General features: G+C 61.5%; 21 protein-coding genes and 1 riboswitch. Of the genes, 8 read left to right on the plus strand and 13 right to left on the minus strand.

The genetic code is table 11. The annotated features are described in order from the left end of the window. Nucleotides 1-61: 61 nt before the first annotated feature. Complete coding sequence (gene yyaC, locus B7E11_RS11775; RefSeq protein ID WP_080834555.1) at nt 62-574, minus strand: spore protease YyaC; 513 nt, start codon at nt 572-574, stop codon at nt 62-64. Between the two features lie 560 nt (nt 575-1,134). Here yyaC and B7E11_RS11780 point away from each other — a divergent pair. After that, the gene (locus tag B7E11_RS11780) at nt 1,135-1,356 is read left to right on the plus strand and encodes a DUF1128 domain-containing protein (protein WP_080834556.1); all 222 of its coding nucleotides are present in this window, start codon (nt 1,135-1,137) and stop codon (nt 1,354-1,356) included. A 1,114-nt stretch (nt 1,357-2,470) separates the two neighbouring features. On the opposite strand, the gene B7E11_RS11785 is transcribed toward B7E11_RS11780, so the two are convergent. From B7E11_RS11785 to B7E11_RS11795, 3 genes are read right to left on the minus strand one after another with little or no spacing between them, the layout of a single operon-like run. Then, complete coding sequence (locus B7E11_RS11785; protein ID WP_080834558.1) at nt 2,471-4,054, minus strand: UDP-glucose--hexose-1-phosphate uridylyltransferase; 1,584 nt, start codon at nt 4,052-4,054, stop codon at nt 2,471-2,473. A gap of 15 nt (nt 4,055-4,069) precedes the next feature. Further along, a complete protein-coding gene (galE, locus tag B7E11_RS11790) occupies nt 4,070-5,059 on the minus strand; it encodes a UDP-glucose 4-epimerase GalE (RefSeq protein WP_080834560.1) in 990 nt (329 codons plus the stop codon). 1 nt (nt 5,060) lies between these two features. Further along, nucleotides 5,061-6,242, minus strand: coding sequence for a galactokinase (locus B7E11_RS11795; protein ID WP_080834562.1), 1,182 nt, complete (start codon nt 6,240-6,242; stop codon nt 5,061-5,063). 170 nt (nt 6,243-6,412) lie between these two features. Here B7E11_RS11795 and B7E11_RS11800 point away from each other — a divergent pair, with 170 nt between their 5' ends. Beyond that, nucleotides 6,413-7,273: an AraC family transcriptional regulator gene (locus B7E11_RS11800; protein ID WP_080834564.1), complete on the plus strand. Its 861-nt coding sequence runs from the start codon at nt 6,413-6,415 to the stop codon at nt 7,271-7,273. A gap of 217 nt (nt 7,274-7,490) precedes the next feature. On the opposite strand, the gene B7E11_RS11805 is transcribed toward B7E11_RS11800, so the two are convergent. From B7E11_RS11805 to B7E11_RS11815, 3 genes are read right to left on the minus strand one after another with little or no spacing between them, the layout of a single operon-like run. Then, a complete protein-coding gene (locus B7E11_RS11805) occupies nt 7,491-8,525 on the minus strand; it encodes an asparaginase (protein ID WP_080834565.1) in 1,035 nt (344 codons plus the stop codon). A 24-nt stretch (nt 8,526-8,549) separates the two neighbouring features. Then, on the minus strand, nt 8,550-9,563 hold the full coding sequence (locus B7E11_RS11810; protein WP_080834567.1) for a glycosyltransferase family 2 protein: 1,014 nt from the start codon (nt 9,561-9,563) through the stop codon (nt 8,550-8,552). A 16-nt stretch (nt 9,564-9,579) separates the two neighbouring features. Next, on the minus strand, nt 9,580-11,382 hold the full coding sequence (locus tag B7E11_RS11815) for a phospholipid carrier-dependent glycosyltransferase (RefSeq protein WP_080834570.1): 1,803 nt from the start codon (nt 11,380-11,382) through the stop codon (nt 9,580-9,582). Between the two features lie 121 nt (nt 11,383-11,503). On the opposite strand from B7E11_RS11815, the gene B7E11_RS11820 reads away from it, so the two are divergent. Then, entirely contained in the window at nt 11,504-12,718 is a 1,215-nt protein-coding gene (locus B7E11_RS11820) for an NAD(P)/FAD-dependent oxidoreductase (protein WP_176220705.1), read from the plus strand. A gap of 75 nt (nt 12,719-12,793) precedes the next feature. Here the strand turns inward: B7E11_RS11820 and B7E11_RS11825 are convergent, their stop codons facing one another. From B7E11_RS11825 to B7E11_RS30960, 4 genes are all read right to left on the minus strand, one after another. Further along, nucleotides 12,794-14,476, minus strand: coding sequence for a ribulokinase (locus tag B7E11_RS11825; protein ID WP_080834573.1), 1,683 nt, complete (start codon nt 14,474-14,476; stop codon nt 12,794-12,796). Beyond that, entirely contained in the window at nt 14,473-15,180 is a 708-nt protein-coding gene (gene araD, locus B7E11_RS11830; protein ID WP_080834575.1) for an L-ribulose-5-phosphate 4-epimerase, read from the minus strand. Before araD ends, B7E11_RS11825 begins: the two co-directional genes overlap by 4 nt. 162 nt (nt 15,181-15,342) lie before the next feature. Then, complete coding sequence (locus tag B7E11_RS11835) at nt 15,343-16,446, minus strand: GntR family transcriptional regulator (protein WP_275901463.1); 1,104 nt, start codon at nt 16,444-16,446, stop codon at nt 15,343-15,345. Nucleotides 16,447-16,704: 258 nt separating this feature from the next. After that, entirely contained in the window at nt 16,705-17,280 is a 576-nt protein-coding gene (locus B7E11_RS30960; RefSeq protein WP_245809687.1) for an extracellular solute-binding protein, read from the minus strand. A 240-nt stretch (nt 17,281-17,520) separates the two neighbouring features. On the opposite strand from B7E11_RS30960, the gene B7E11_RS11845 reads away from it, so the two are divergent. Further along, nucleotides 17,521-17,976, plus strand: coding sequence for a helix-turn-helix transcriptional regulator (locus B7E11_RS11845; protein WP_080835492.1), 456 nt, complete (start codon nt 17,521-17,523; stop codon nt 17,974-17,976). Between the two features lie 79 nt (nt 17,977-18,055). Here B7E11_RS11845 and B7E11_RS11850 read toward each other — a convergent pair whose 3' ends face one another. Together B7E11_RS11850 and B7E11_RS11855 are read right to left on the minus strand one after the other, a co-directional pair. Beyond that, complete coding sequence (locus tag B7E11_RS11850) at nt 18,056-18,709, minus strand: HAD family hydrolase (RefSeq protein WP_080834577.1); 654 nt, start codon at nt 18,707-18,709, stop codon at nt 18,056-18,058. A gap of 54 nt (nt 18,710-18,763) precedes the next feature. Further along, a complete protein-coding gene (locus B7E11_RS11855) occupies nt 18,764-19,150 on the minus strand; it encodes a tautomerase family protein (RefSeq protein ID WP_080834579.1) in 387 nt (128 codons plus the stop codon). A 194-nt stretch (nt 19,151-19,344) separates the two neighbouring features. Beyond that, a riboswitch (cyclic di-GMP riboswitch) is annotated at nt 19,345-19,431 on the plus strand. 27 nt (nt 19,432-19,458) lie between these two features. Here B7E11_RS11855 and B7E11_RS11860 point away from each other — a divergent pair. The 4 genes from B7E11_RS11860 to B7E11_RS11875 all read left to right on the plus strand — a co-directional run bounded on the left by B7E11_RS11860 (nt 19,459) and on the right by B7E11_RS11875 (nt 22,779). Further along, the gene (locus B7E11_RS11860) at nt 19,459-20,202 is read left to right on the plus strand and encodes an EAL domain-containing protein (protein ID WP_080835495.1); all 744 of its coding nucleotides are present in this window, start codon (nt 19,459-19,461) and stop codon (nt 20,200-20,202) included. 26 nt (nt 20,203-20,228) lie between these two features. Further along, a complete protein-coding gene (locus B7E11_RS11865; protein WP_245809688.1) occupies nt 20,229-20,582 on the plus strand; it encodes a hypothetical protein in 354 nt (117 codons plus the stop codon). Beyond that, entirely contained in the window at nt 20,579-21,373 is a 795-nt protein-coding gene (locus B7E11_RS11870; protein WP_080834581.1) for a GGDEF domain-containing protein, read from the plus strand. The genes B7E11_RS11865 and B7E11_RS11870 overlap by 4 nt, the downstream gene beginning before the upstream one ends. Nucleotides 21,374-21,825: 452 nt before the next feature. Next, complete coding sequence (locus B7E11_RS11875; protein ID WP_080834583.1) at nt 21,826-22,779, plus strand: D-2-hydroxyacid dehydrogenase; 954 nt, start codon at nt 21,826-21,828, stop codon at nt 22,777-22,779. Nucleotides 22,780-22,823 lie beyond the last annotated feature (44 nt).

Below are 22,823 nucleotides of genomic sequence, written 5' to 3' on the forward strand. Positions count from 1 at the left end.
CGCATGCCGGGGTCGGTCGAACCCGGGGCGCATGCGCGTCCATCCGGGCCTTCCCGACGTTTTAAATCCAATGACGGGCCGCCGCCGCCGAAATTTCTTTCGCCATTTCGATGACCCTGTACAGCGAAGTCGTTTGCAGCGTCCAATAAGGCTTCGGTCCCGTCTCGTTCACGATCGCCGCGATGCTGTAGGCTCCGACCGGTGCCAGCGGCTTGCCGATCGAGCGCGCCGGCTGCAGCGGCCCGTCCGCGAGCAGGAACCGCCCGACATGAAGCGGCTTGCCGAGGCAGGCGTCGATCGCCACGATCGTCAGGTCCGGCGGTACGGCGGCGAGCATTCCTTCGAACCGGTCGGCGTCGCAAGGATCGGCCAACGTTCCGATCACGTGGGGAAACCCTATTTCCATGAGCATGGAGCCGGTCAGCGGCCCCAGGCTGTCTCCCGTGGAGCGGTCGGTGCCGATGCAAATAAAAACGACGCTTTCCTTCGGATGCCGCGCGGCCAGTCGGGCGAAGAAGGAATCCAATCCGGCCGCGCCCGCGATTTCGGTTGAATGCTTGACGGAATCGGACATGCGAGTTTCGAAGCTCCTTGAACTTGTCGATCTGTGCTTTCTCAGTCTCAAGGTTATCACGATCCGTCGGCTAATGCCACTTCGGCTGCCTGCGGCGGATTTGACCTCCCGGAGACGGCATGGGCGGCCTTGCCGGGGCGGGGCGGCGTGAACGTTCCCGCGAGCCGGAAAGGCTTCTCGCGAACGCGGTTTTCGCGGCCGGGACGGGGCGGCGCGTCTTTTGCCTGAGCCGCGGCGCCCTTTGCGAACCCGCTCCCTAGACCTGGACGGGCGAGCGGCGTCGTTCCCCCGAGCCGTGAAGTCCCCTCGCGAACTCACTTCCTAGACCTGGACGGGGCGAGCGGCGTCGTTCCCCGAGCCGTGAAGTCCCCTCGCGAACTCGCTTCCTAGACCTGAACGGGGCGAGCGGCGTCGTTCCCCCGAGCCGCGGCGCCTTTTGCCAACTCCGCTTCCGCGGTGAACCGTCGCCCTTATTCCTTTCTGGCTCCGTTTCTGCGTTGATGGTACAATGAAAATAATCGGCTATCGGCTGGAACGACCGTAGAGAGGAAGAGGATTGGATGGATTTGTCTCAACCCACCAAGGAAAATATCGAATACATGATTGAAGCGATCAAGACGAAGCTGCGCATGGCTTCCGGAGCGGCGATGCAGGCGAGTCACTTTCAGGTCGATCGCTATGAGGACATCAAAGACATCTACGATATGGTCGAGTCCAAAGACCGCTTCAGCATTAGCGAGGTCGAGGCGTTGGTGTCCGAGCTCGGCAAATTGCGGGGCTAGGCGGAAAGCTCGCGGCGGGCGCTGAATGCGGCCGGGTGGGCCCGGTCGGTACCATGAGGTTTGTGCGGCCATGTAGCGCACCCCGTGCGCTACTTGAGGCGCCGGCGACTCGGTTTGCGGTCATGTGGCGCACCCCATGCGCTACTTGAGGCGCCGGCGACTCGGTTTGCGGCCATGTAGCGCACTCAGTGCGCTACATAGGGCGCCGGCGGCTCGGTTTGCGGCCATGTGGTGCACCCCATGCGCTACTTGAGGCGCCGGCGGCTCGGTTTGCGGCCATGTAGCGCACTCAGTGCACTACATAGGGCGTCGGGGCGCAGTCGGCTCGGTTTGCGGCCATGTAGCGCACCCCATGCGCTACTTGAGGTGCCGGCAGCGAGGTTTGCGGCCATGTGGTGCACGCCATGCGCTACATGAGGCGCCGGCGGCTCGGTTTGCGGCCATGTAGCGCACCCCATGCGCTACTTGAGGCGCCGGCAGCGAGGTTTGCGACCATGTGGTGCACCCCATGCGCTACATGAGGCGCCGGCGGCTCGGTTTGCGGCCATGTAGCGCACCCCGTGCGCTACATAGGGCGCCGGCGGCTCGGTTTGCGGCCATGTAGCGCACCCCATGCGCTACATGGGGCGCCGGCGTCGAGGTTTGCGGCCATGTGGTGCACCCCGTGCGCTACTTGAGGCGCCGGCGGCTCGGTTTGCGGCCATGCAGCGCACCCCGTGCGCTACTTGAGGTGCCGGCAGCGAGGTTTGCGGCCATGTGGTGCACCCCATGCGCTACATGGGGCGCCGGCGACTCGGTTTGCGGCAAGTAGCGCACCCCGTACGCTACTTGAGGCGCCGGCAGCGAGGTTTCCAGCCATGTAGCGCACCCCGTGCGCGGTTTCCTAGACCTTGTGGCCTCGCGCGTGATTCGTTCACTCCCCAGATTCATATGGAAATGCTATGCCACAAATGTCGTAAAATAGATATCGATGCCTTCCCATCCGATCGGCTAGGCAGCGCACTGCATCAGCGCCTCCGGCGGCGCAAGCAAAACAAACGGGGAGGACGCAGACCCCTTCTGCGCCTTCCCCGTTTCATTTTAACAACACTCGCTTGCATTGCCCCCTCGCCGGTTACAGCTCGAACCCGACGGTCCGAAGGAACCTCGCGAAGGCTTCCAGACCGGGAGCGTCGTCCTTGTACACGCCCGCGTCGCGCAGCACGTCGCGGAACTTGTGTCCGACCGCCGATCGCAGCAGCGTTTCGGCCGCTTCCGGCGCAAGCGACGTGCCGTGTTCCCGGACGAGCTCCGCGATCCAGCCGGCGTGCCCCGCGAGCGGATGGTTGGAATCGGCAACGGCCGCTTGATCGTAGGACGCGGCTCCGGTCAGAATGTCCGCGATCGCCGACAACTCCTGCTTCAGCCGGCCCGGAAGGACGGCCAAGCCCATCACTTCGATGAGGCCGATGTTTTCTTTTTTGATGTGGTGGAGCTCCCGATGCGGATGGAAAATGCCGTCGGGATGCTCTTCGCTCGCGCGATTGTTGCGAAGCACCAGATCCAGCTCGTAGGCTCCGTCTTTCAGGCGGGCGATCGGGGTGATCGTGTTGTGCGGCGTCTCCCCCGTAAACGCGTAGATGTCCGCCTGCGGATCGCTGTACTCGCGCCAGGCTTGAAGCACGCGGTCCGCGACGCGCAGCAGCGGTTCGCGTTCGTCCGAGCGAAGCCGCAGGACCGACATCGGCCACTTCACGATGCCCCCGGCGACGCCCGTTTCGACGGAATGCCCGACCCAGTCGCGGACGGAGGCTTTTTCCATCGGGAACGTATGGCGTCCGGCCTGGAAGTGATCGTGGTTCAGAATCGAACCGCCCACGATCGGCAGGTCCGCGTTCGAACCGATAAAGTAGTGCGGCATCCGCTCGATAAAATCAAGCAGCCGCCGGAACGTCTCCGGCGTAATCCGCATCGGAACGTGCTCGCCGTTGAACACGATGCTGTGCTCATTGTAGTACACGTACGGCGAATACTGGAAAAACCAGGGCTGCCCTTGCAGCTCAAGCGGCAGCACCCGCAAATTTTGCCGCGCCGGGTGGTCGGGACGGCCCGCGTAGCCGACGTTTTCCCGGCAGAGCAGACATTTCGGATAATGGGCTGGGGGCAGCGTCTTCAGCAGCGCGATTTCCTTCGGATCCTTTTCGGGCTTGGACAGATTGACCGTGATTTCCAATTCGCCGTATTCCGTCGCTTGGAGCCAGTAGCCGTTTTTGCGAATGCGGTCCATCCGGATGTAGTTCGAGTCGATGTTCAGCTTGTAAAACCAATCGGTGGCGGCCTGAATGCCCTGCTCCTTCGCAAGCGCGCGAAAGAGGCGAACCGTTTCCGACGGTCTCGGCATAAGCAGCCCCATGATCCGGGCGTCGAACAGGTCGCGATAGGTCGTCGTATCGTCGGGAATAAGCCCGCTTGCGGCAGCCGCATCGAGCAGCGGCTCCAGGATCGCAACGGGATCGTCCGGGAGCTCCGCTCCGGGATCGAAAGCCTCCCCGGCGTCGCCGGCCGGCTCGGAAAGGCCGAACAGATCGAGCAGCGCGTTGCGCGCGGCCTCGACGTCAAGCGGCTCCAGCAGGCGATTGTGCAAAGCGAACGCGACGAGGCGTTCGATTAACGGTCCGACGGACTCGGGCACGGCGGACGTCGTCGTCCCAGCATTCATTTTCGCAAGCCTCCCCTATTCCTTTCCGTAACCGTTCGGATGAAGCCGATGCCATTCCCAGGCGCTGGAAACGATTTGCTCCAATTTCTCCCGCTTCGGCTGCCATCCCAGTTCCGTGCGGGCGCGCGCGGACGACGCGATCAGAACGGCGGGATCGCCGGCCCGGCGGGCCTGAATTTGCACCGGGATCGGGTGGCCGGTCACCTGCCGCACCGTTTCCACCACCTGCTTCACCGAAAAGCCGGTTCCAACCCCCAGGTTAAAGACGCCGCTTTCGCCCCCCCGGCGAAGCCGGTCCAGCGCCAGAACGTGCGCGTCCGCCAAATCGCTGACGTGAATATAGTCGCGGATGCACGTGCCGTCTTCGGTCGGATAATCGTCGCCGAACACGGAAATCGCTTCGCGCTGGCCCAGCGCCACTTGCAAAATGAGCGGAATGAGATGGGACTCCGGATTGTGGTCCTCCCCGATTTTGCCGCTGTCGTGCGCGCCGGCCGCGTTGAAGTAGCGAAGCGAAACCGATTTGACGCCGTGCGCCGTATCGAACCAGCGGATCATGTTCTCCATCGCCAGCTTCGTTTCGCCGTACGCGTTCGTCGGCAGCGTCCGGTCGTACTCGTCGATCGGCACCCGCTCCGGTTCGCCGTAAGCGGCGGCCGTCGAGGAAAAGACGATGCGCTTCACGTCCGCCTTTTTCATCGCTTCGAGCAGGCAGAGCGTGCCGTACACGTTGTTGTGATAATATTTCCCGGGATTCTGCATGCTTTCGCCGACCAGCGAGTTGGCCGCGAAATGAATGACGCCGTCGATTTCGTTTTCCTTGAAAACGCCGTCCAGAAACGCTTCGTCTCGAATATCGCCCACGTACAGCTTGCCGCCGAGAACCGCTTCCCGGTGTCCCTGATACAAATTGTCGACGACGACGACTTCCTCGCCCTTTTCCAGCAGCGCCGCAACGGCGTGCGATCCGATATAGCCGGCCCCGCCGGTTACCAACACCGCCATTTTAAGCTTCCCCTTTCCATTCGCGGACTCCGTCGCCGATATCGCACACGTAAAAGTCCGGCTTCAATCCGGTTGCCGCCTCGTATTTGGCGCCTACCTCTTCAATGAACCGGTTGACCGAAGAATCGCGCACGAGCGAAATCGTGCACCCGCCGAATCCGGCGCCCGTCATGCGGGAACCGAGCACGCCCGGCACTTCGCGCGCGGCATCGACCATCGCGTCGAGTTCGGCTCCCGTGACTTCGTACAGATCGCGCAGCGAATCGTGCGAAGCGTTCATCAGCGTCCCGAAGGCGGCCAGGTCGCCCCGCGTCAGCACCTCGATCGACCGCTTCACGCGGTCGATTTCTTCCGCGACGTGCCGCGCTCTCCGGCGGACGGTCTCGTCTTCGATGCGGGATTCGTTCGCCCGGTATTCTTCGAGCGTCAGCTGTCCGAGCAGTTGCAGCTCCGGGAAAACGGAGCGAAGGTCCTTGACCGCCTGCTCGCACTGGGAGCGGCGCTCGTTGTATTTGGAATCGACGAGGCCGCGGCGTTTGTTCGTGTTGCCGATAATCAGCTTGCAGTCGCCCGAGCGGAACGGGACAAGCTCGTAGTCGAGCGTGTCGCAGTTCAGATGGATCGCGTGCTCCTTTTTCCCGTTGGCGACGGCGAACTGGTCCATAATGCCGCATTTGACGCCGACGAATTCGTTTTCCGCATGCTGCGACCAGACGGCGATTTCGACGGTGTCGGCCTTGCGTCCTTCCATGATCAGAAGGGCGTAGGCGGTTACGACCTCGATCGACGCGGAGGAGGACAATCCGGCGCCGTTCGGAATTTCTCCGTGGAAAAGCAGATCGTAGCCCGTCGACAGCCCGATGCCGCGAAACGCCAATTCCCATACGATCCCTTTCGGGTAGTTCATCCAATCGTCTTCTTCTTTGAAAACGATCCCGTCGACCGGTATCGCATGCGAAAGCGGAAAGTTGGTCGAAGCCAGACCCAGCTGCCGGTCGCCGCGCTTGCGAATGAGCAGCGTCGTCCCGAACGTAAGCGCGGCCGGGAACACCGCGCCGCCGTTGTAATCCGTATGCTCCCCGATCAGATTGACGCGACCCGGGGCGTGAAAAACGCGAATCTCGTCTTCGCGCTCGCCGAAGCGCTGCGTAAACTCCCGTTTCAGTTCCGAAATTTGCGGCATATGCCTTTCCTCTCTCCTTGTTTGAAACAGATTGGTTACTATCAGTATATAGAATCCTCTGCCCGCGCAAAATGGCGGGATGTGCGCTTCATATGGAGAAATGTGACTTCGGTCTCCCGAAATCGCGCCTTGGCATGGTAAAATAAATGCGCAGACAAGGAGGCCGCGACATGCCGAAATCGCCGACATACCATGTGGCATCGAATCCCGTGCTCTTAGATCCCGGTTACGAGCCGGAGCTTGCCGTCCTGTTCGCGGGCGAAAGCCAAACCCGTCCGAGCCATCGGGTCGGACCGAAAATCGTCGATTACTATTTGTTCCATCATGTCATCTCGGGGCGCGGGACATTTGTTACCGAAGATAAGAGCGCGGAGCTGCGGGGCGGACACAGCTTTCTCATTCGGCCCGGGCAGCTGGTCAGTTACGTATCCGACGAGCAGGAACCTTGGCATTATCGCTGGGTCGCGTTTTCGGGAAAAAACGCGGCGAATCTCGTCGCGGAAGCCGGGCTCGGCCCGGATGTTCCGATCGTCGATTCGCGCGGCGACAAAAAAGCGGGGGAACGCTGCAAAAAAATATATGAGGCTTTCCGTTCCAGGAGGTCTTCCGCTTCGCTTGAAGCGGCCGGTCATCTGCACCTCATGCTTGCCGGGCTGCAGGCGGCCTCCGAGGGCTTGCGGCCGGCGCGGCTGAGGCCCGATTCCCATGCCGAGGAGCTGGTGCGCCAGATCGCGGGATATTTGTCCACCCAATACGCGGAGCCGGTGACGATCGAAGCGATGGCCGAGGCGCTCGGGTACAACCGGGCGTATCTTTCCCGAATCTTCCGCCGGAGCACGGGGCTGACGCCGATCGCGTTTCTTACGCGAACGAGAGTGGATCACGGCCGCAGGCTGCTCCGGGAGCGGCCGGAGCTGACGATCGAGCAAATCGCCTCTTCCGTCGGATTCGCCGATTCGCTTTATTTCTCCAAGCAGTTCCGCCGGCAATACGGGCAGTCGCCGAGCGATTACCGGACGCAGGTCCGGTGACAGGTCTCGCGCGCCGAATGTGTCCGAATTCTCCGCCTTCATGACGCCGACAACCGCTCGAAACGCCGAATGTGCCCGAATTTTCCGCCTTTATGACGCCCGACCGTGCCCATGACGCGAAACACCGCGCGCCGGAAAGGTGCGCGCGGTGCTGGCGGTACCGGACGAACGATGCCCTATGCGTGCGGCCGAATCGATGGACGACCCGCCAGAGCGTCTAAAAAACGACGTCCCGCGTTCCGGCAACCGCTCCGGCATCGTTCTCGAACGAACGGGGGAACCGCTCGCGGAGCGTCTCCATCGTCGCTTCCGAAACGCCGCCCAGCCGTTCGAGCAGGGAAATGACGATCGGCCCCCAAGACGCTTCCGAGCCGTCGGACAGGTGGATCGCCACGCCGATCCGCTCCTTGCGCAGCCCGAAGGCGAACAAACCCTGGGCGCCGCTTTTGGCGACGACGTTCGGATCGGCGAGCAGCAGGCTGGCCAGTCGGCCGCTTCCCTCCACGAGCTCCGGACAGCGGTTCATCGCCGCCGTCACCTTTGCGACGGCTTCGGCCGCCTCCCGGTCCGGCGCCGCGTCCGGGCAGGCGAGGCGCCCGTACCCGAGCGCCACCCGCCACAGCGGCACGGCGACGACGGGCAGGCCGCAGCCGTCCTTGCCTGTCGCCGTCTCCGCTTCGCCGGCGCCCAGCCAATCGCGCACGCGGCGAAGGATCCGCTGCTGCGCGGGATGCTCCGGCCGCTCGTAGCCGGCAAGCGGCCAGCCCTGCAGCTTGCACCAGGCCAGCATGCCGAGATGCTTGCCGGCGCACGTGTGAAACGCTTTGCGCGGAGCGCCGCCGCCGCGCGCCCATTCGTCGCGGGACCGGACGTTGATCGGCGCTCCCGCCCCGAATACGTAGGCCTCCTCGGGCACGCCCGACTTGGCCAGCATGTCATCCAGCGCCGCCATCTGCGCCGGATGGCCCCGGTGCGAGGCGGCCAGCATCGCCAAATGCCGGTCCTCCCAGCCGAAAGCTTCCGCGACGCCGCCCAGCAGCGGTTCGATCGCCTGCATCGGCTTGCCCGTCGAACGGATAAAAGCTCTCGCCTTCGTGTCCCCGAACGCCTCCAGCTCTTCGCCGCTGTCCGTCCGGACGACGCTGATTCGGCCCCGGTGCCTGTTTTCGGGCCGGCCGCCTCTCGTCGTTACGACAAGGGGGACGTCGGCGGGAAATTCGTCTTCATGATCGTGCCCGCACCATTCGCACATCGCCGTTCTCCTCCTGATCTTAGGCTAATCCCGCATGCCGCGGCCGACCGGTTCTTCCTCCCGCCGCCGTTCGCGGCCGGAGTCGCTCTCCTCTTCTCCGCGTTCCAGATTGAACGTATCCGCCACCAAATAAAGCGGCCGCCGCTTCGCTTCTTCGTACGTTCGGCCGATATACTCGCCCAGCACGCCCAAGAGCGAAAGCGTAATGCCGTGAAACAGCAGGCTGATGACGATCGTCGACGTCCAGCCCTGAATCGTCGTATCCGTAAAAATGCGCTGGCAAAGCACGACGATCAGATAAACGAACCCTGCCGCGGACATGACGAAGCCGAGAATGCCGGCGAATTTCAGCGGCTTCGTCGAGAACGACGTAATCGCGTCCAGCGACAGGCGGATCATTTTCCTCAGCGGATATTTCGTCTCGCCGGCGAACCGCTCCTCGCGCACGTATTCCAGCGCCGTCTGGCGAAACCCGGCCCAGCTCACCATTCCGCGAATGAACCGGCTGCGCTCCCGCATGCTGCCGATCGCGTCGCACACTTTCCGGTCCATCAGGCGGAAGTCTCCCGTGTCGAGCGGAATGCTGACCGAAGTCATCGCGTGCAGCGTCCGGTAAAACAGCGACGCGGTCGTTTTTTTGAACCATGACTCGCCTTTGCGGACGGTTCTTTTTCCATAGACGACGTCATAGCCCTGCCGCCAAAGGGCGACCATGTCCGGAATCAGCTCCGGCGGGTCCTGCAAATCGGCGTCGATCAGGACGACGACCCGGCCCGAAGCATAGTCCATGCCGGCCGTAACCGCGATCTGGTGTCCGAAATTGCGAGAGAAATCGACCAGCTTCACGCGGCCGTCGCTTTTCCCCAAGTCGCGCACGATGTTCGCCGTACGGTCCCGGCTCCCGTCGTTGACGAACACCAGCTCGTACGTTTCGCCCAAATTTTCCAACGCCTGCGTCATCCGCCGATACGTCGTTTCAATGACTTCTTCCTCGTTGTACATCGGCACGACGACCGATAGAAAAACGGCACGGCCCATAATTACACCCCTAACCCTAAAATCCCCAGCTCGGCAGCCAGCGAAGCGCGATGTTCATCCATTCCCTGCTGATCGTCATGCCGGTGAACACCGGGTAAAACCAGACGAACAAAACGGCGGCTCCTCCGACCGTCAGCGCCGTCGCTTTCCGCCCGAACGCGAAATTGTCCTCCAGCCACCGGAGCATCCAGACGATGGACAAGATGAGCAGCGGCACCATCGGGAAATAATGATACAGGAACGTGATGCTTCGCGGCGCGACCATCCACGGCACGTAAAACGACAAATACATGACCGCGATCGTCAGCACGACCTTGTCCCGCCGCGCCAAGCCGATCGCCCACGAGGCCAGCATGGCGAGCAGTCCGATCCACCAGATCAGCGGATTGCCGATCGCGGCGATGCTTTGGGCCTGTCCGGCCGGCAGATCCTTGCCTCCGTAATACCAGACGGGCCGCAGCATTTCCGGCCATGTGTACCACTTCGACGAGTAAGGATGCTCCTCCTTGACCCCTTCGTGGTAGTGGTACATGTTTTTCTGGAATTGCCACAGATCCTTCGCGTTTACCGCGTCGTCCGCCTTCGTCGCCTTCACGAACGGGATGTAAGAGACCGCGTAAACGCCGACCGGAACGACGACGAAAAACAGCACCGCCGCGAGCAGGACGGCCATAAGCCGCTTGAAGTAGCCCCGCTCCCGTTGCAGACGGTGTTCCCGCCAGCGCCGGTAAAGCGCGAATGCGAACAAAATGGCAAGCCCGGCTCCCCCGTACAGATAGTTCCATTTGACCGACGCGGCGCAGCCGAAGAAGAAGCCGGACAAGGCCAGCCAGCCGACCGAAGGCGCGATGCGTCCGCCCCGCCAGGCCGATTGGCCGAACCGGTACATGGCATAATACATGGCGATGGTGAACGTGACGCCGAAAATATCGACGTTGGCCATCCGCGAGTGGACGAGGCGAAATCCTTCCAGCACAAGCAGCAGCGTAGCCAAAAAAGCGTAACGCGTCCGTCCGAACATGCCCTTGGCGACGGCATAAAACAACGGCACCATGGCGGTTCCGCAAATCGCGGCCATAAACCGCCAGCCGTACGGGGTCATGCCGAACCATTCGACCCCCCACGAAAGAAGCCATTTTCCGAGCGGAGGGTGCGTATTTTCATAGGGTTCCATTTGCTCGATAAATTCATAAGCCGTCCGCCCGTGATAAATTTCGTCGAAGTACATGCCGTTGCGGTAGTCGGGACGGTAAGGCACCTCGGACTGCTCGTCGAACACGAGATCGCCGCTGCCCTCGGCATCCGGGTTTGCGCTTTCGAGCGGCGTGATTCCGGCGATCGCGAGAGGGGTTTCGTTCTCTTTCGCGAAAAAGCCGGCTTCGTACAGCCGGAACCCCGTCCTCACCGTCGTAAATCGCATGTAGCGGGCTTCGACCGATTTGTCCTCGTGCTTCCACGTGAACACGCGGTTCGTTTTATGCTCGACGGTTAAGTACGGTTCCCAGTTCGTCCCGTCGGCCGAGGATTCGATTTTGCTCTCCCCGGTCGCTCCGGGTCCTTCGTACAAATTGATGCGGTCTACCTTCCGAACGTCTCCGAAATCGACGATAAAGCCTTCGCCGGCCGAGCCGGGCTTCCAAAACGTTTGGGCCGCCGAGCGGTTGCCGAGATCGATTAATGAAGTCAAAGCGGCAAAAAGAGTTAAAATGGCAATTAAAAGAAAATCGAGCCGCTTCCACCGGCGATCGTTCCGTTCCCGGGAAGCGCCGTAGCCGCCCCAGCCAAACGGCGACGAATCGCCAAGCATTCTCCCATCCATGTCTGCTCTCGCCTCTCTCCATAGTCTGTCCTTTATTGTAGACGAAAGCCGGGACGAGAGAAAGCCCGACAACGGATTGGAGCATACTTTAATCTACGCGAATCCGATGGAGGGGACCCAATTGACGCTGCATTACGGCTCGCTGTATTGGCCGGCGACCCGGCCGAATACTCCGGCTTATCCGGCATTGGAAGGTTCCGCGGCATGCAAGGCGCTTATCGTCGGCGGCGGCATGACCGGCATTTTGTGCGGGCATCTGCTCGCGAGAAACGGGATCGACGCCATCGTCATCGACCGGGGAAAAATCGCATCCGGCAGCTCTTCGGCCAATACCGGGCTGCTCCAATACGCCAACGACACGCCGCTGACGGAGCTTTCGAGGCAAATCGGGGAGAGGGAGGCGGTCGCTTTTTACCGGGAATGCAAACAGGCGGTGGAGCGGCTGTGCCTTACGGCGGAAGCCCTCCCCCGGGATGTCGGGGTCAAACGGAGATCGAGCCTGTATTTCGCCAGCGTCGAAGCCGACGTTCAAAAGCTCCGGGACGAATACGAGCTGCTCGACCGCCACGATTTCGGAGTCGAATGGTGGGACGGAAACCGCATCGAACGCGAATTCCCGTTCCGCAAACCCGCCGCGATCGTCACGCACGGCGACGGGGAAATCAACCCGTACTTTTTCGTCACCGCCTTGGCCGAAGACGCCGCCGCCCATGGGCTGGTCATTCACGAGCATACGCCGATGCTGTCCGTTGCCGGGGAGAAAGGAAAGTTCGTCGTCGAAACGGGCTCGGGCACGATCGAGACGGAGCATCTGATCTACGCGGTCGGGTATACTCCCGAAGAAGCCGGCAACGAGTGGGTCAAAGCGAAGCTGACCCGATCCTACGTCATCGCGACCGAGCCGCTGCCTTCCCTCGCCGGCTGGCACGGGCGCTATCTGCTGTGGGAGACGGCGCGGCCTTATTTGTACATTCGAACGACGCCGGACAATCGGATTATCGCCGGCGGACTGGACGAGCCGATTCGCAGGCCGGTTATGACGAAAAGCGAGCTCGGGCAGCGATCCCGGCGCTTGCTGGCCGAGCTGAAACGGCTGTTTCCCGGTTGGGAGAAGGAGCTCGCGGTCGCCTACGAGTGGTGCGGCACGTTCGGGGAATCCGAGGACGGCCTGCCCTGGCTGGGCGAGGATCCGCTGCGCCCGGGCCGCTACTGCGCGCTCGGATACGGCGGAAACGGCACCGTATACAGCGCCATCGCTTCGCGGATCATCCTCGATTCCGTGCTCGGAAGGAAGGGCGGTTCCGCCGCCGCCCGCGCCGTGCGGTTGGATCGATAAAAAGGACGAAGCGAGCCGATTGCCCGCTTCGTCCCGCCTTATTGCTTGCGCCGCGAGTTGTCCCGGCGCAGGCTTTTAATGCGCCGACGGCGTAACCTCGTCCTTCAGCGCCTTCAGCCGCTTCATCACGTCGTTTTCCCCGCGGCCGAAATAGTCGTGCAGCTTGCGGTATTCCCGATACAGCCGCTCGTACACCGCGACGTTCTCCGGAATCGGCTTGAACGTCTCTTCCCGTACCCGCGCCATCGCTTTCGCCGCGTCCACGATGCTGTCGTAGCCGCCCTTCGCGCTGCCGGCCGCCACCGCGCCGAACATCGCCGCCCCGACCGCCGGCGTCTGCTTCGAGTCCGCGATCTTGATCTCGCGGTTCGTCACGTCCGCGTAAATTTGCATCAGGAGGCGGTTTTTCTGCGGCAGGCCGCCGCACGCGTACACCTCGCGCACCGGCACGCCGCTCCCGTGGAACGCGTCGATGATCGCCCGCGTTCCGTATGCCGTCGCCTCCAGCAGCGCGCGGTAAACCTCCTCCGGCTTCGTCAGCAGCGTATAGCCGACCATGACGCCCGTCAGGTTCGCGTCGACCAGCACCGACCGGTTGCCGTTCCACCAGTCGAGCGCCACAAGGCCCGACTGGCCCGGCTTGTAAGCGGCCGCCCGTTCCGTCAGCCATTGATGCACGCCGACGCCTTCCTTGTCCGCCGCTTCCTTCACGTACGCCGGCACCGCTTCCTCGACGAACCATTCGAAAATATCGCCCACCGCGGACTGTCCGGCTTCGTAGCCCATATACCCCGGGATGATGCCGTCCTCGACGACGCCGCACATGCCTTCCACTTCGACTTCCTTCGTGCCGAGCAGCATATGGCAGATCGACGTCCCCATCGCCATCACCAGCTTGCCTTCTTCCGTGACGCCGACCCCCGGCACGGCGGCATGCGCGTCGACGTTGCCGACGGCGACCGCCGTTCCCGCCCTGAGTCCCGTCAGCTCCGCCATCGCCGGCGTAATTTCGCCCGCCTTCGTGCCGAGCGGCACGATTTCCCCGCGCAGCTTCGTTTCCGTCAACAGCTCGAGCCGCGGGTCGAGCGCCTTGAAAAACTCGCGGCTCGGGTAGCCGTCCCGCTTATGCCAGATCGACTTGTATCCGGCCGTGCAGCTGTTGCGAACGAACTTCCCGGTCAGCTGCGAGATCACCCAGTCGGTCGCTTCCGCGAACCGGTCGGCCGCTTCGTAAACGGCGGGCGCCTCGTTCAAAATCTGCCAAACTTTCGCAATCATCCACTCCGACGAAATTTTGCCGCCGTACCGGGGCAGAAACTTTTCCCCGCGCTCCGCCGCGATCGCGTTCAGCCGGTCCGCCTCGTCCTGCGCCGCATGGTGCTTCCACAGCTTGACCCAGCCGTGGGGATTGTCTTGCCACTCGGGCTTCAGACACAGCGGCACGCCCGCCTCGTCGATCGGCAGCATCGTGCACGCCGTAAAATCGATGCCGAGGCCGATCACGTCGTCCGCCGCGACGCCGGATTGCCGCAGCACGGCCGGAACCGATTGCCGCAGCACTTCCATATAATCGTCCGGATGCTGCAGCGCCCAGTCGTGCCCGAGCGCCTTGCCCGTTCCCGGCAGCTTTTCGTCGATGACGCCGTGCGGATACGGCGTCACATGGTCGGCCACCTCATGGCCGTTGCTCAAATCCACCAGCACCGCGCGTCCCGACTGCGTCCCGTAATCGACGCCTATCGCGTATTTTTTGCTCATCGTCCGTCCTCCTTGCCCGGCTGCCCGTAATAAGCGGACGCCCCGTGCTTGCGCAAATAGTGCTTGTCGAGCAGCTCCTGCTGCATCGAGGGAATGCCGCCGTTCAACTGCCGGGTATGGTAGGCCATCTTGGCCACTTCCTCCAGCACGACGGCGTTGCGCAGCGCGTCCATCGGATTTTTGCCCCACGCGAACGGCGCGTGGCTGTACACGAGCACGCCGGGAACCGCTTTCGGATCGAGGCCCCGGAACGTCTCGACGATGACGTTGCCCGTCTCGCGCTCGTACTCGCCCTTGATTTCTTCCGCCGTCATCGGCCGGGTGCAGGGAATCGTCCCGTGAAAATAATCGCCGTGCGTCGTCCCGAGCGCCGGAATGCCCTGGCCCGCCTGCGACCAGATCGTCGCCCAGGACGAATGGGTGTGCACGATGCCTCCGATCCCCGGAAACTCTCGATACAGCACCAGGTGCGTCGGCGTATCCGAGGACGGGCGGAGATTGCCCTCCACGACGTTGCCGTCCGGATCGACGACGACCATTTGCTCCGGCGTCAGATCCTCGTAAGCCACCCCGCTCGGCTTGATGACCATCAGGCCGCTGTCGCGGTCGAAGCCGCTGACATTGCCCCATGTAAACGTGACAAGCCCGTACCCCGGCAGCGCCTTGTTCGCTTTGCAAACGCTTTCTTTCAACGGTTCCAGCAAGCGGTTTCACCCTTTCCGGCCGACGGAGCCTTTGCCGGAGCCTTTCTCCGGCCATCTCCGTCCGACTGTTAAAGTTGTACGATAAGTGCTCCTATGGTTGATGCCTTCATTATACACTTGTACGTACATGTGTGTCGAGAGGGAAAGCCAAAACGGCTTCGGTCACGTTTCGGCCGGAACGGCGGCCGTCGACTGCCGGACGACGAGACGGGGCGGAAAAACGTTCGCCGCTCCCCCGGGCGGCGATTCGCCTTCGAGCATCGAGATGAGCATGCCTGCCGCCGTCTTCCCCATTTCCGCCTTCGGGTGCGCCACCGTCGTCAGCTTGATTTCCGTCGCCGTCGCCAAAAACGAATCGTCGAATCCGACGATCGACAAATCTTCGGGGACGCGCAAGCCGGCTTCCCGCACCGCGTCGAGCAGCGCCACGGCCAGCTGATCGTTGTAGCAAACGATGGCCGTCGGCCGGTTCGGCATCGCCAGCAGCTCGCGCAGCGCCGCTTGCGGCCGCTCCTCCTTCCGCTCGGTCTCGTAACGGACGAGCATGCCGGGCTCGACCGCCAGCCTGCGCTCGCGGTGCGCCTGCAAAAAGCCCTTCAGCCGGCGGCTTCCCTGCAGATCGTCCGTTTTGAAAAATCCCGCCACCCGGCGATGCCCGAGCTCCAGCAAATGCTCGGTCGCAAGCCTTCCTCCCGCTTCGTCGTCGAGCTTGACGCAAGGGAAATCGAGGTCGGGATAGCTTTCGTTGATCATCAGCAAAGGAATGCCGTGATATTCGAGCGCCATGTAGGCGTCGAAATTCGGATTGCCCTCCGCGCTTCGCGTCGGCTCGACGATCAGCCCGCACACCCCTTGCCCGAGCATCATTTCCAGGCTTTCCCGCTCGCGGTCCTTCCGGTTGTCCGTGCTGGACAGCAGCAGCCGGTAGCCCCGATCCTTCAAGGCGCTTTCCACCCCTCGGACGATCGACGGAAAGATATAATCCGAAATGTAAGTCGTAATCAGGCCGACCGTCCGGTTCGCGCCCGCGTTTCTCCGTTCTCCGGACAGCCGGGCGACGAACGTTCCTTTCCCTTGCTCGCGGGACAGCCAGCCTTCCTGCACAAGCTCCCCGATCGATTGGCGAACCGTTTGGCGGCTGAGCCCGAACTGCTCGGACAGCTCGTTCTCCGAAGGCAGCTTGTCTCCGGGACGGTAGCGCCCGCCGGCAATCCAGGAAACGATCTCTTCTTTGAGCCGCATATATTTCGGAGACTGCGAATTCAAACCGATTCACCTCGAAAAGCTTTTTCTTCCATTATAGCATAACTTGAAACTTGTACGTACAGGATTGCGCTCGCACGCACCGAATTCTCTCCCGGGGCGTCCGGACGGCGCCCTGCAGCGTCAGCCGGCCCGGGGCCATTGCAAGAAAGGAACGATAACAACCGCCGGGCGAGGCCCCGGCGGTCGATGCTTGGTCGATTAACGTTCCGGCCCTTGGCGCCCCGCCGGTTGAGACTTCGGCGGTCGATCGGTTGCCGCCTATTTCCGCACGATTTCCTTCACGGCCTGATCGAGCTTGTCGAACAGCTGATCCTTGTCGATCCGGCCTCCCTGGTATTCCTGCATCGCGGCTCCCCAGCCCTGGATGACGCCGTCCGGATAGCGCCCCCAATGCCAGCCGCCCGCTTCCTTGGCCTGCTGCGATACCGCCGCGCCGAGCTGGCCGATGTCGGCCTCCGTCGCCGGAATCGTGACGAGCGCGGGGATGAACTTGAAATCCCGAACCAAATATGTTTTGCCGGTTTCGGAGGAGACGAGCCAGTTCAGGAACGCTTTCGCTTCTTCCGGATGCTCGGACTTGCCGTTGACGATCCAGAAATTCGCCGGACCGGTGTAAATGCGCTCCTTGCCGCCGTCGTCGATCGGAATCGGCATCATGCCTAGGTTCAGTTGCGCCACCTTGTCGATGTCGCCTTGAATCCAGTTGCCCTGCTGAATCATCGCCGCCTTGCCGGACGCGAAATTGGCGACCTGCGTCGCGTAATCCGTCGTCAGCTTGTCCTTCTGGCTGTACTTGAACACGAGATCGACGTAGCGGATCCATTTTTCGAACACTTCGTTTCCTTTGAACGAAACCGAGCCGGCCGGACAAGCTGCGCGAGACGCTCGTAAACATGAACGAGGGACTGCAGCTCGTGCTAGGGAGCCGGTTCGACTTCGGCATCGGGCAAACGGCCGTTTTGCCGGAAGGAGCCGGGGCTTCCTACTGTTCCGCTCGCGCGGCGCTTCGGCAGCGAAACCTGTCTCGAGTTGCCGGGAGCCGGACCGGCGAGCGAACCGGGCGTTCCCGGGACGATGCCGGCCGAGGAGGAAGCCGCGGCTCCGTTTCCCGCCCCGTTCGACGCCGCCGGCTGCCTGTCCTTGCCGGCATGGGAGCGCCAGCTCGGCGATTGGCTGCTTTCTCTTTCTTCGACTTGCGGCGTCGAGCGGCCGAAAGAGAAAAACGCGATGCGCGAAATCGCCAAATACATCGAGTCGAATTATAACCGGGAGTTGACGCTGCAGGAGATCGCCGGCCATTTTTACTTGAGCCGGGAATACATTTCGCGGAAATTCAAACAGGAGTTCGGGGAGAATCTGTCCGATTTTCTCGGGCGGGTCCGGATCGGCAAAGCGAAGCGGCTGCTGCTCAATCCCCGCTTGCGGATTGCCGAGGTCGCGAACATGGTCGGCTATGCCGACGAGAAATATTCCAGCAAAGTGTTCAAAAAGCTGGAAGGAATCTCGCCCGGCCAATACCGCAAAGGTTGACGGCGGGCGGGCGCGGTTCCCGCCCCGCCCGCGTCCGCCCGCCCGTCCGCGCGCGCCTGCCGGCCTTGGCCGCGCGGCTTCAGCCGAACCGGCCGATCCAATCGGACAGCGGCTGCTCGGCAAGCGAAGCGATTTTCAGATCGGCTTCGGAAAAGTCCATTCCTTCCGTCAGCGGGTTCGGCACGGCGATGCCGTACATGCCGGCGGCCTTCGCCGCCCTCAGCCCGTTGACGGAATCTTCGATCGCGACCGCTTCGTTTCCGCGGACGCCTAGCGATGCGAGCGCAAGCTTGTACAGCGCCGGGTCGGGCTTGACTTTTTCCACCTCGTCCGCCGTATGGATCGCATCGAAATAAGCGAGCAGCCCGTGCTCCCTCAGATGCGGTTCGACCGAGCGGCGGTAAGAGCTCGTCGCAAGACCGATGCGCAAATCCCGCCGCTTCGCTTCTTCCAGCGTCGCGATGACGCCCGGCCGAAGCTCGACTTCTTTGGACTTGGCGGCGAACCGTTCGTTGAACAGACGTTCAACGGCCGGGCGGTCGATCGGTCGGCCGCAAAGCCGCTCCAAATCCTCGTAAGGGTCGTAGGCGCCCCACGTGCCGATTCCCAGCGCCCAGCGTTCGAGCTCCAGCTTCTGGCCGTGGTCCGAGAAGATGTCGCAAAACGCGTCGTACGCCACCGACTCGGTATCCAATATCGTTCCGTCAAAATCGAACACGACTGCCTTGATCAATCGCTTCTCTTCCTTTCTTCTCCAGCATGGCTTGCGGCGGCGATGGCGGCCGGTTCAAATATCGACCGCGTACGAAAGCGCGAGCTCGTCTCCGGATTTTCCGCGAATGCCCCAATTGCCTCTGGGCATCTCGATGAGGACGATTTCCAGATCGTTCTCGGTAAGCCCGCACGCTCCCGCTCCTTCGTACAGCAGCCGGATCAGGTTTTTTTTCGCTTCCTCCGAACGACCTTCGAACATCATAATCTCTACAATCGTGTAATGCTCGGAACGGTCGGCGGGAAAAATGAAATCCGCCTTGTCCAACCCGATGAAGCGTTGAAATCTTTTTTGTTCGGGAATTCCCCACGCTTCCGTCAGACACATATGGATAATGTCCGACAGCGTTTCCCTTACCGCTCCAAGCCGTTCGCGAATACCGTATACTTTTACCTGAGCCATTGGCTGCTCACCTCTCTCTGTCTCCTTCTGAAACTCCGTATCCGCCTCTATCGTATCATGATTTCCCCGGCAAACAAAAGAAGCCGCCCCGAAAATCGAACGCATGTTCCGTAGGAATTTAGTCGATTTATGGCGAAACATTATCTTTATAGGTAAAAAGGGTGACAACTTGGTCCTTTCGACTGGTGCGTTCAAACCGAAAATCGCAAACCTTTTGAAAAAAAGGGGCGCAAAGCCCATGGGCCTAAGGATCCAGAATCTAAGGCAGCCGGGTTACCGAAATTGTCGATCATCAGAAAGGAAAACTCATGACTACGATGGAAAATCTCATTACGCAGCAAGATTTTTATCACCTTTTTCAGCCGGTGCTGCATCTTGCCGACCGGTCCGTGCTCGGTTATGAGGCGCTCATCCGTTGCGACGCCGTTCGCTCGCCGGACCTGCTTTTCAAAGCGGCCGCGGAGCAAAACAAGCTGTTCGAGCTGGATACGCTGTCCGTATACAGCGCTATCGCCGCTTTCTTTGCCGACAAGAAGCGGAAGGAGTCCGGCGAGTACCTGTTTCTTAACGTCTTTCCGTCCTCGCTCGCGGACGGGACGTTCCCGCATTTTATCGAAAAGGCTTTGCGGGATTATCTGGTTCTGGCAGACCGGATCGTATTCGAAATCAACGAGACGGTGACGGAAGCGGAGAGCTGGGATGACGCGAACTTTATCGGCAACTTGCGTTGGCTCCGCGAATCCGGATTTCTTGTCGCATTCGACGATGTGGGGGAAGGAGCGACGACGCTCAGGAAAATTATCGAAATCGCCCCCGACATGATCAAGCTGGACCGGTTTTTCGGCAGGGATCTGCAGGTCGACGCGGAAAAACGCAAAATGTTGAAGTTGTTTGCGGAATATTGCAAGGACAACACGCTGCTTATCTTGGAGGGGATTGAAGAAACGGAAGACCTGATGCAGGCGCAGCAGTTGGGCGTCGCGTTGGGACAGGGATTTCTGTTGTCCAAGCCGAAGCGGCTGGCGGACCTCTACTCAACGGGCGTCCCTTAAATCTTCGGAAAAGGGAGTCGTAGATATTGGAAGACCGAAAGAACTATTCGAGAAAAGCGATGCTGTCATTAAAAATTTCCGAGTTTGAAATGCCGCCCATGCAGGATTTGCTTATTATCGGCAGGCGCGCCCCGATCGGTCCGGAAGCCGTGCGCAGAATGGCCGAGGCGCTTAGCCCCGACCAGTTCTCCGTGGTCCGGACCGACCATCCGAAGATCGAGGCTGTCCTCATCCGCACCTCCCTTCTGCAAATGCTGGACGAGAGCGTACTGATGGACGTCATCGTTCAGGAAGCCGAGGGGCTCATCAACGAAACGATGGTGCTTCGCTCGGAGCTGAAGGTGGAGGTATCCGTGCAACGGGAGGTCGACATCCGATGAAGGTCGGCGAAGTGATGACTCGCACGATTCATAGCGTGTCGTCCGGTCGAAGCGTGCTCCATGCCTCCGAACTGATGGAGAGGTTTCGCATCGGCTCCCTCCTCGTCGTCGATGCGGGAACGGTCACGGGCATCCTGACGTCGCGCGACGTGCGAACGACGCATCCGAACCGGATCGTTGCCGACGCGATGACTGCCGATCCGATCGGAACCGTCGAGGACGCCTTCGTTTGGGACGCTCTGAACTTGATGGCGGAGAACGGCATTGAGCGGCTGCTCGTCCGTTCGAAGGACGGCTCCCCGTCCGGGATCGTCACCCGGGAGACGCTTGCTTCCCGGATTGCGGAGCTGACCGATCCGATGACCGGACTGTTCAGATCCGATTATCTCGAGGCGATTGCGTTGGATCTGATCGCGCGCGGCCAGCCGTTTCATTTTTTGTTCATCGATTTGAACGATTTCGGCGTCGTCAACAAGCGGTTCGGGCATCCGGTCGGGGATGACCTTATTTGCGGCTTCGCGGGGAAACTGAAATCCGTCTTCGGCGAAGAAGATTGTCTATGCCGGTATGCGGGAGACGAATTCGCGGTGCTTAGCAAACGTCCTCCTTCCTTCATTCGAGATGCCGTCGGGACGCTGGCGGACGGCTTCTCCGTCGGTCCGGCGCACGTATCGGCTTCGGTCGGATGGCTGGACGCCGGCGCGGAACCGGATCTCGGCAAGCTGACGTTTCGGGAACTCGTCCTGCGGGCCAGCCTGATGTCCACCGAGCGGAAGACGGGCAAAGTCTGATTTTCATTCGTCCGCTGCCGTCGCTTTTGTGCGCCGCTGTTTTGCAAAGCGCCCGCTCTCCTCTCTGCTAGCTTCTCTGTCGGCTTCTCTGTCGGCTTCTCTGTTGTCCTTCCTTTGCTGACCGTCCGTTCCGATACTTCCCGCCCCGCGCTGCTTCCCCCCGCCTTTCAAGCCGGTTGCAATCGGCCGCGAACTTGTCTATGATGCAAGCATGACTTTTGCCCGAAAAGGAGAACGTTATGCTTGCCAAGCTTCTGGAAGTGCTCATTTGCCTGGCGCTCGGTTTTTCACGGGAATCGGATTGAGCCCTGACGGCATGGATTTGCAGGAAAGCGGAACCCCTATTTTGCTGGGCTGCATCATGTGGCTGCTCATTTTTTCGCATGTAAAAAACAGGAAATAATCGGGAGCGCCCCTTGCTCTTTCATCTTGTATAGAAGGGAAGATCGCGTATGCGTACGCTCGTCGGCTTGTCCGGCTTTACGCCGAAGCAGGAGGAACGAATCCGAAGCGCCGTCCCTGGCTGGAACGTCGTTTTCGGCAAAGCGAAAGAACTCGGTCCCGGAATCTTTCGGGAAGCGGAAGTGATTTGCGGCTGGGCGAAAGAGGCGGAAGCGGACCTGCTTCGGCCGGATGCCAAGCTGCGCTGGGTGCAGGCGGGATCGGCCGGGGTCGATTATTTGCCTTTGAAGGCGCTTGAGCAAAAAGGCGCCGTCGTGACGGACGCCAGCGGCGTTCATCCCGTCCCGATGGCGGAAACGGCGTTCGCGATGATGCTGGCGTTCGGGCGCAAGCTGCATCTGGCCGTTCGGAAGCAGGCCGAGCGGAAATGGGAGCCGCTGGGCGCTTACGGCGAGCTGCGCGGCAAAACGCTCGGCATCGTCGGCGCGGGCGCGATCGGCGAAGAGACGGCGCGAATCGCGCAGGCGTTCGGCATGCGCGTGCTCGGGCTCCGGCGCTCGGGCCGGCCGGCCCCTTATTTCGATCGCATGTCCGGACCGGAAGGGCTGGATGACCTGCTCGCCGAAAGCGATTATGTCGTCAACATCCTCCCGCATACGGAGCGGACCGTCCGCCTGTTCGACGCCGAGAGTTTCGCCCGCATGAAGCCGACCGCCTGTTTCATCAACGTCGGCCGGGGGTCGGCCGTCGACACCGCCGCCTTGACGGAGGCGCTCGCCGAGGGCCGGATCGCCGGCGCCGGCCTGGACGTGTTCGAAAAGGAACCGCTGCCGGACGACCACCCGCTGTGGAGCATGGACAACGTCATCCTGACTCCGCACATGGGCGGTTTGTCGGAACGGTACAAGGACCGGCTGGCGGAGCTGTTCGCCGACAACTTGCTGGCCTATGCGGCTTCGGGGCGTCCCGCCCGCAACATCGTCGACTACGGGCTGATGTACTAAGCGAGCTTCCGCTTGGTTTGGCTGAACCGCGATTGCCGGATCGG

The organism is Cohnella massiliensis, assembly GCF_900169535.1.
GTDB lineage: Bacteria > Bacillota > Bacilli > Paenibacillales > Paenibacillaceae > Cohnella > Cohnella algarum.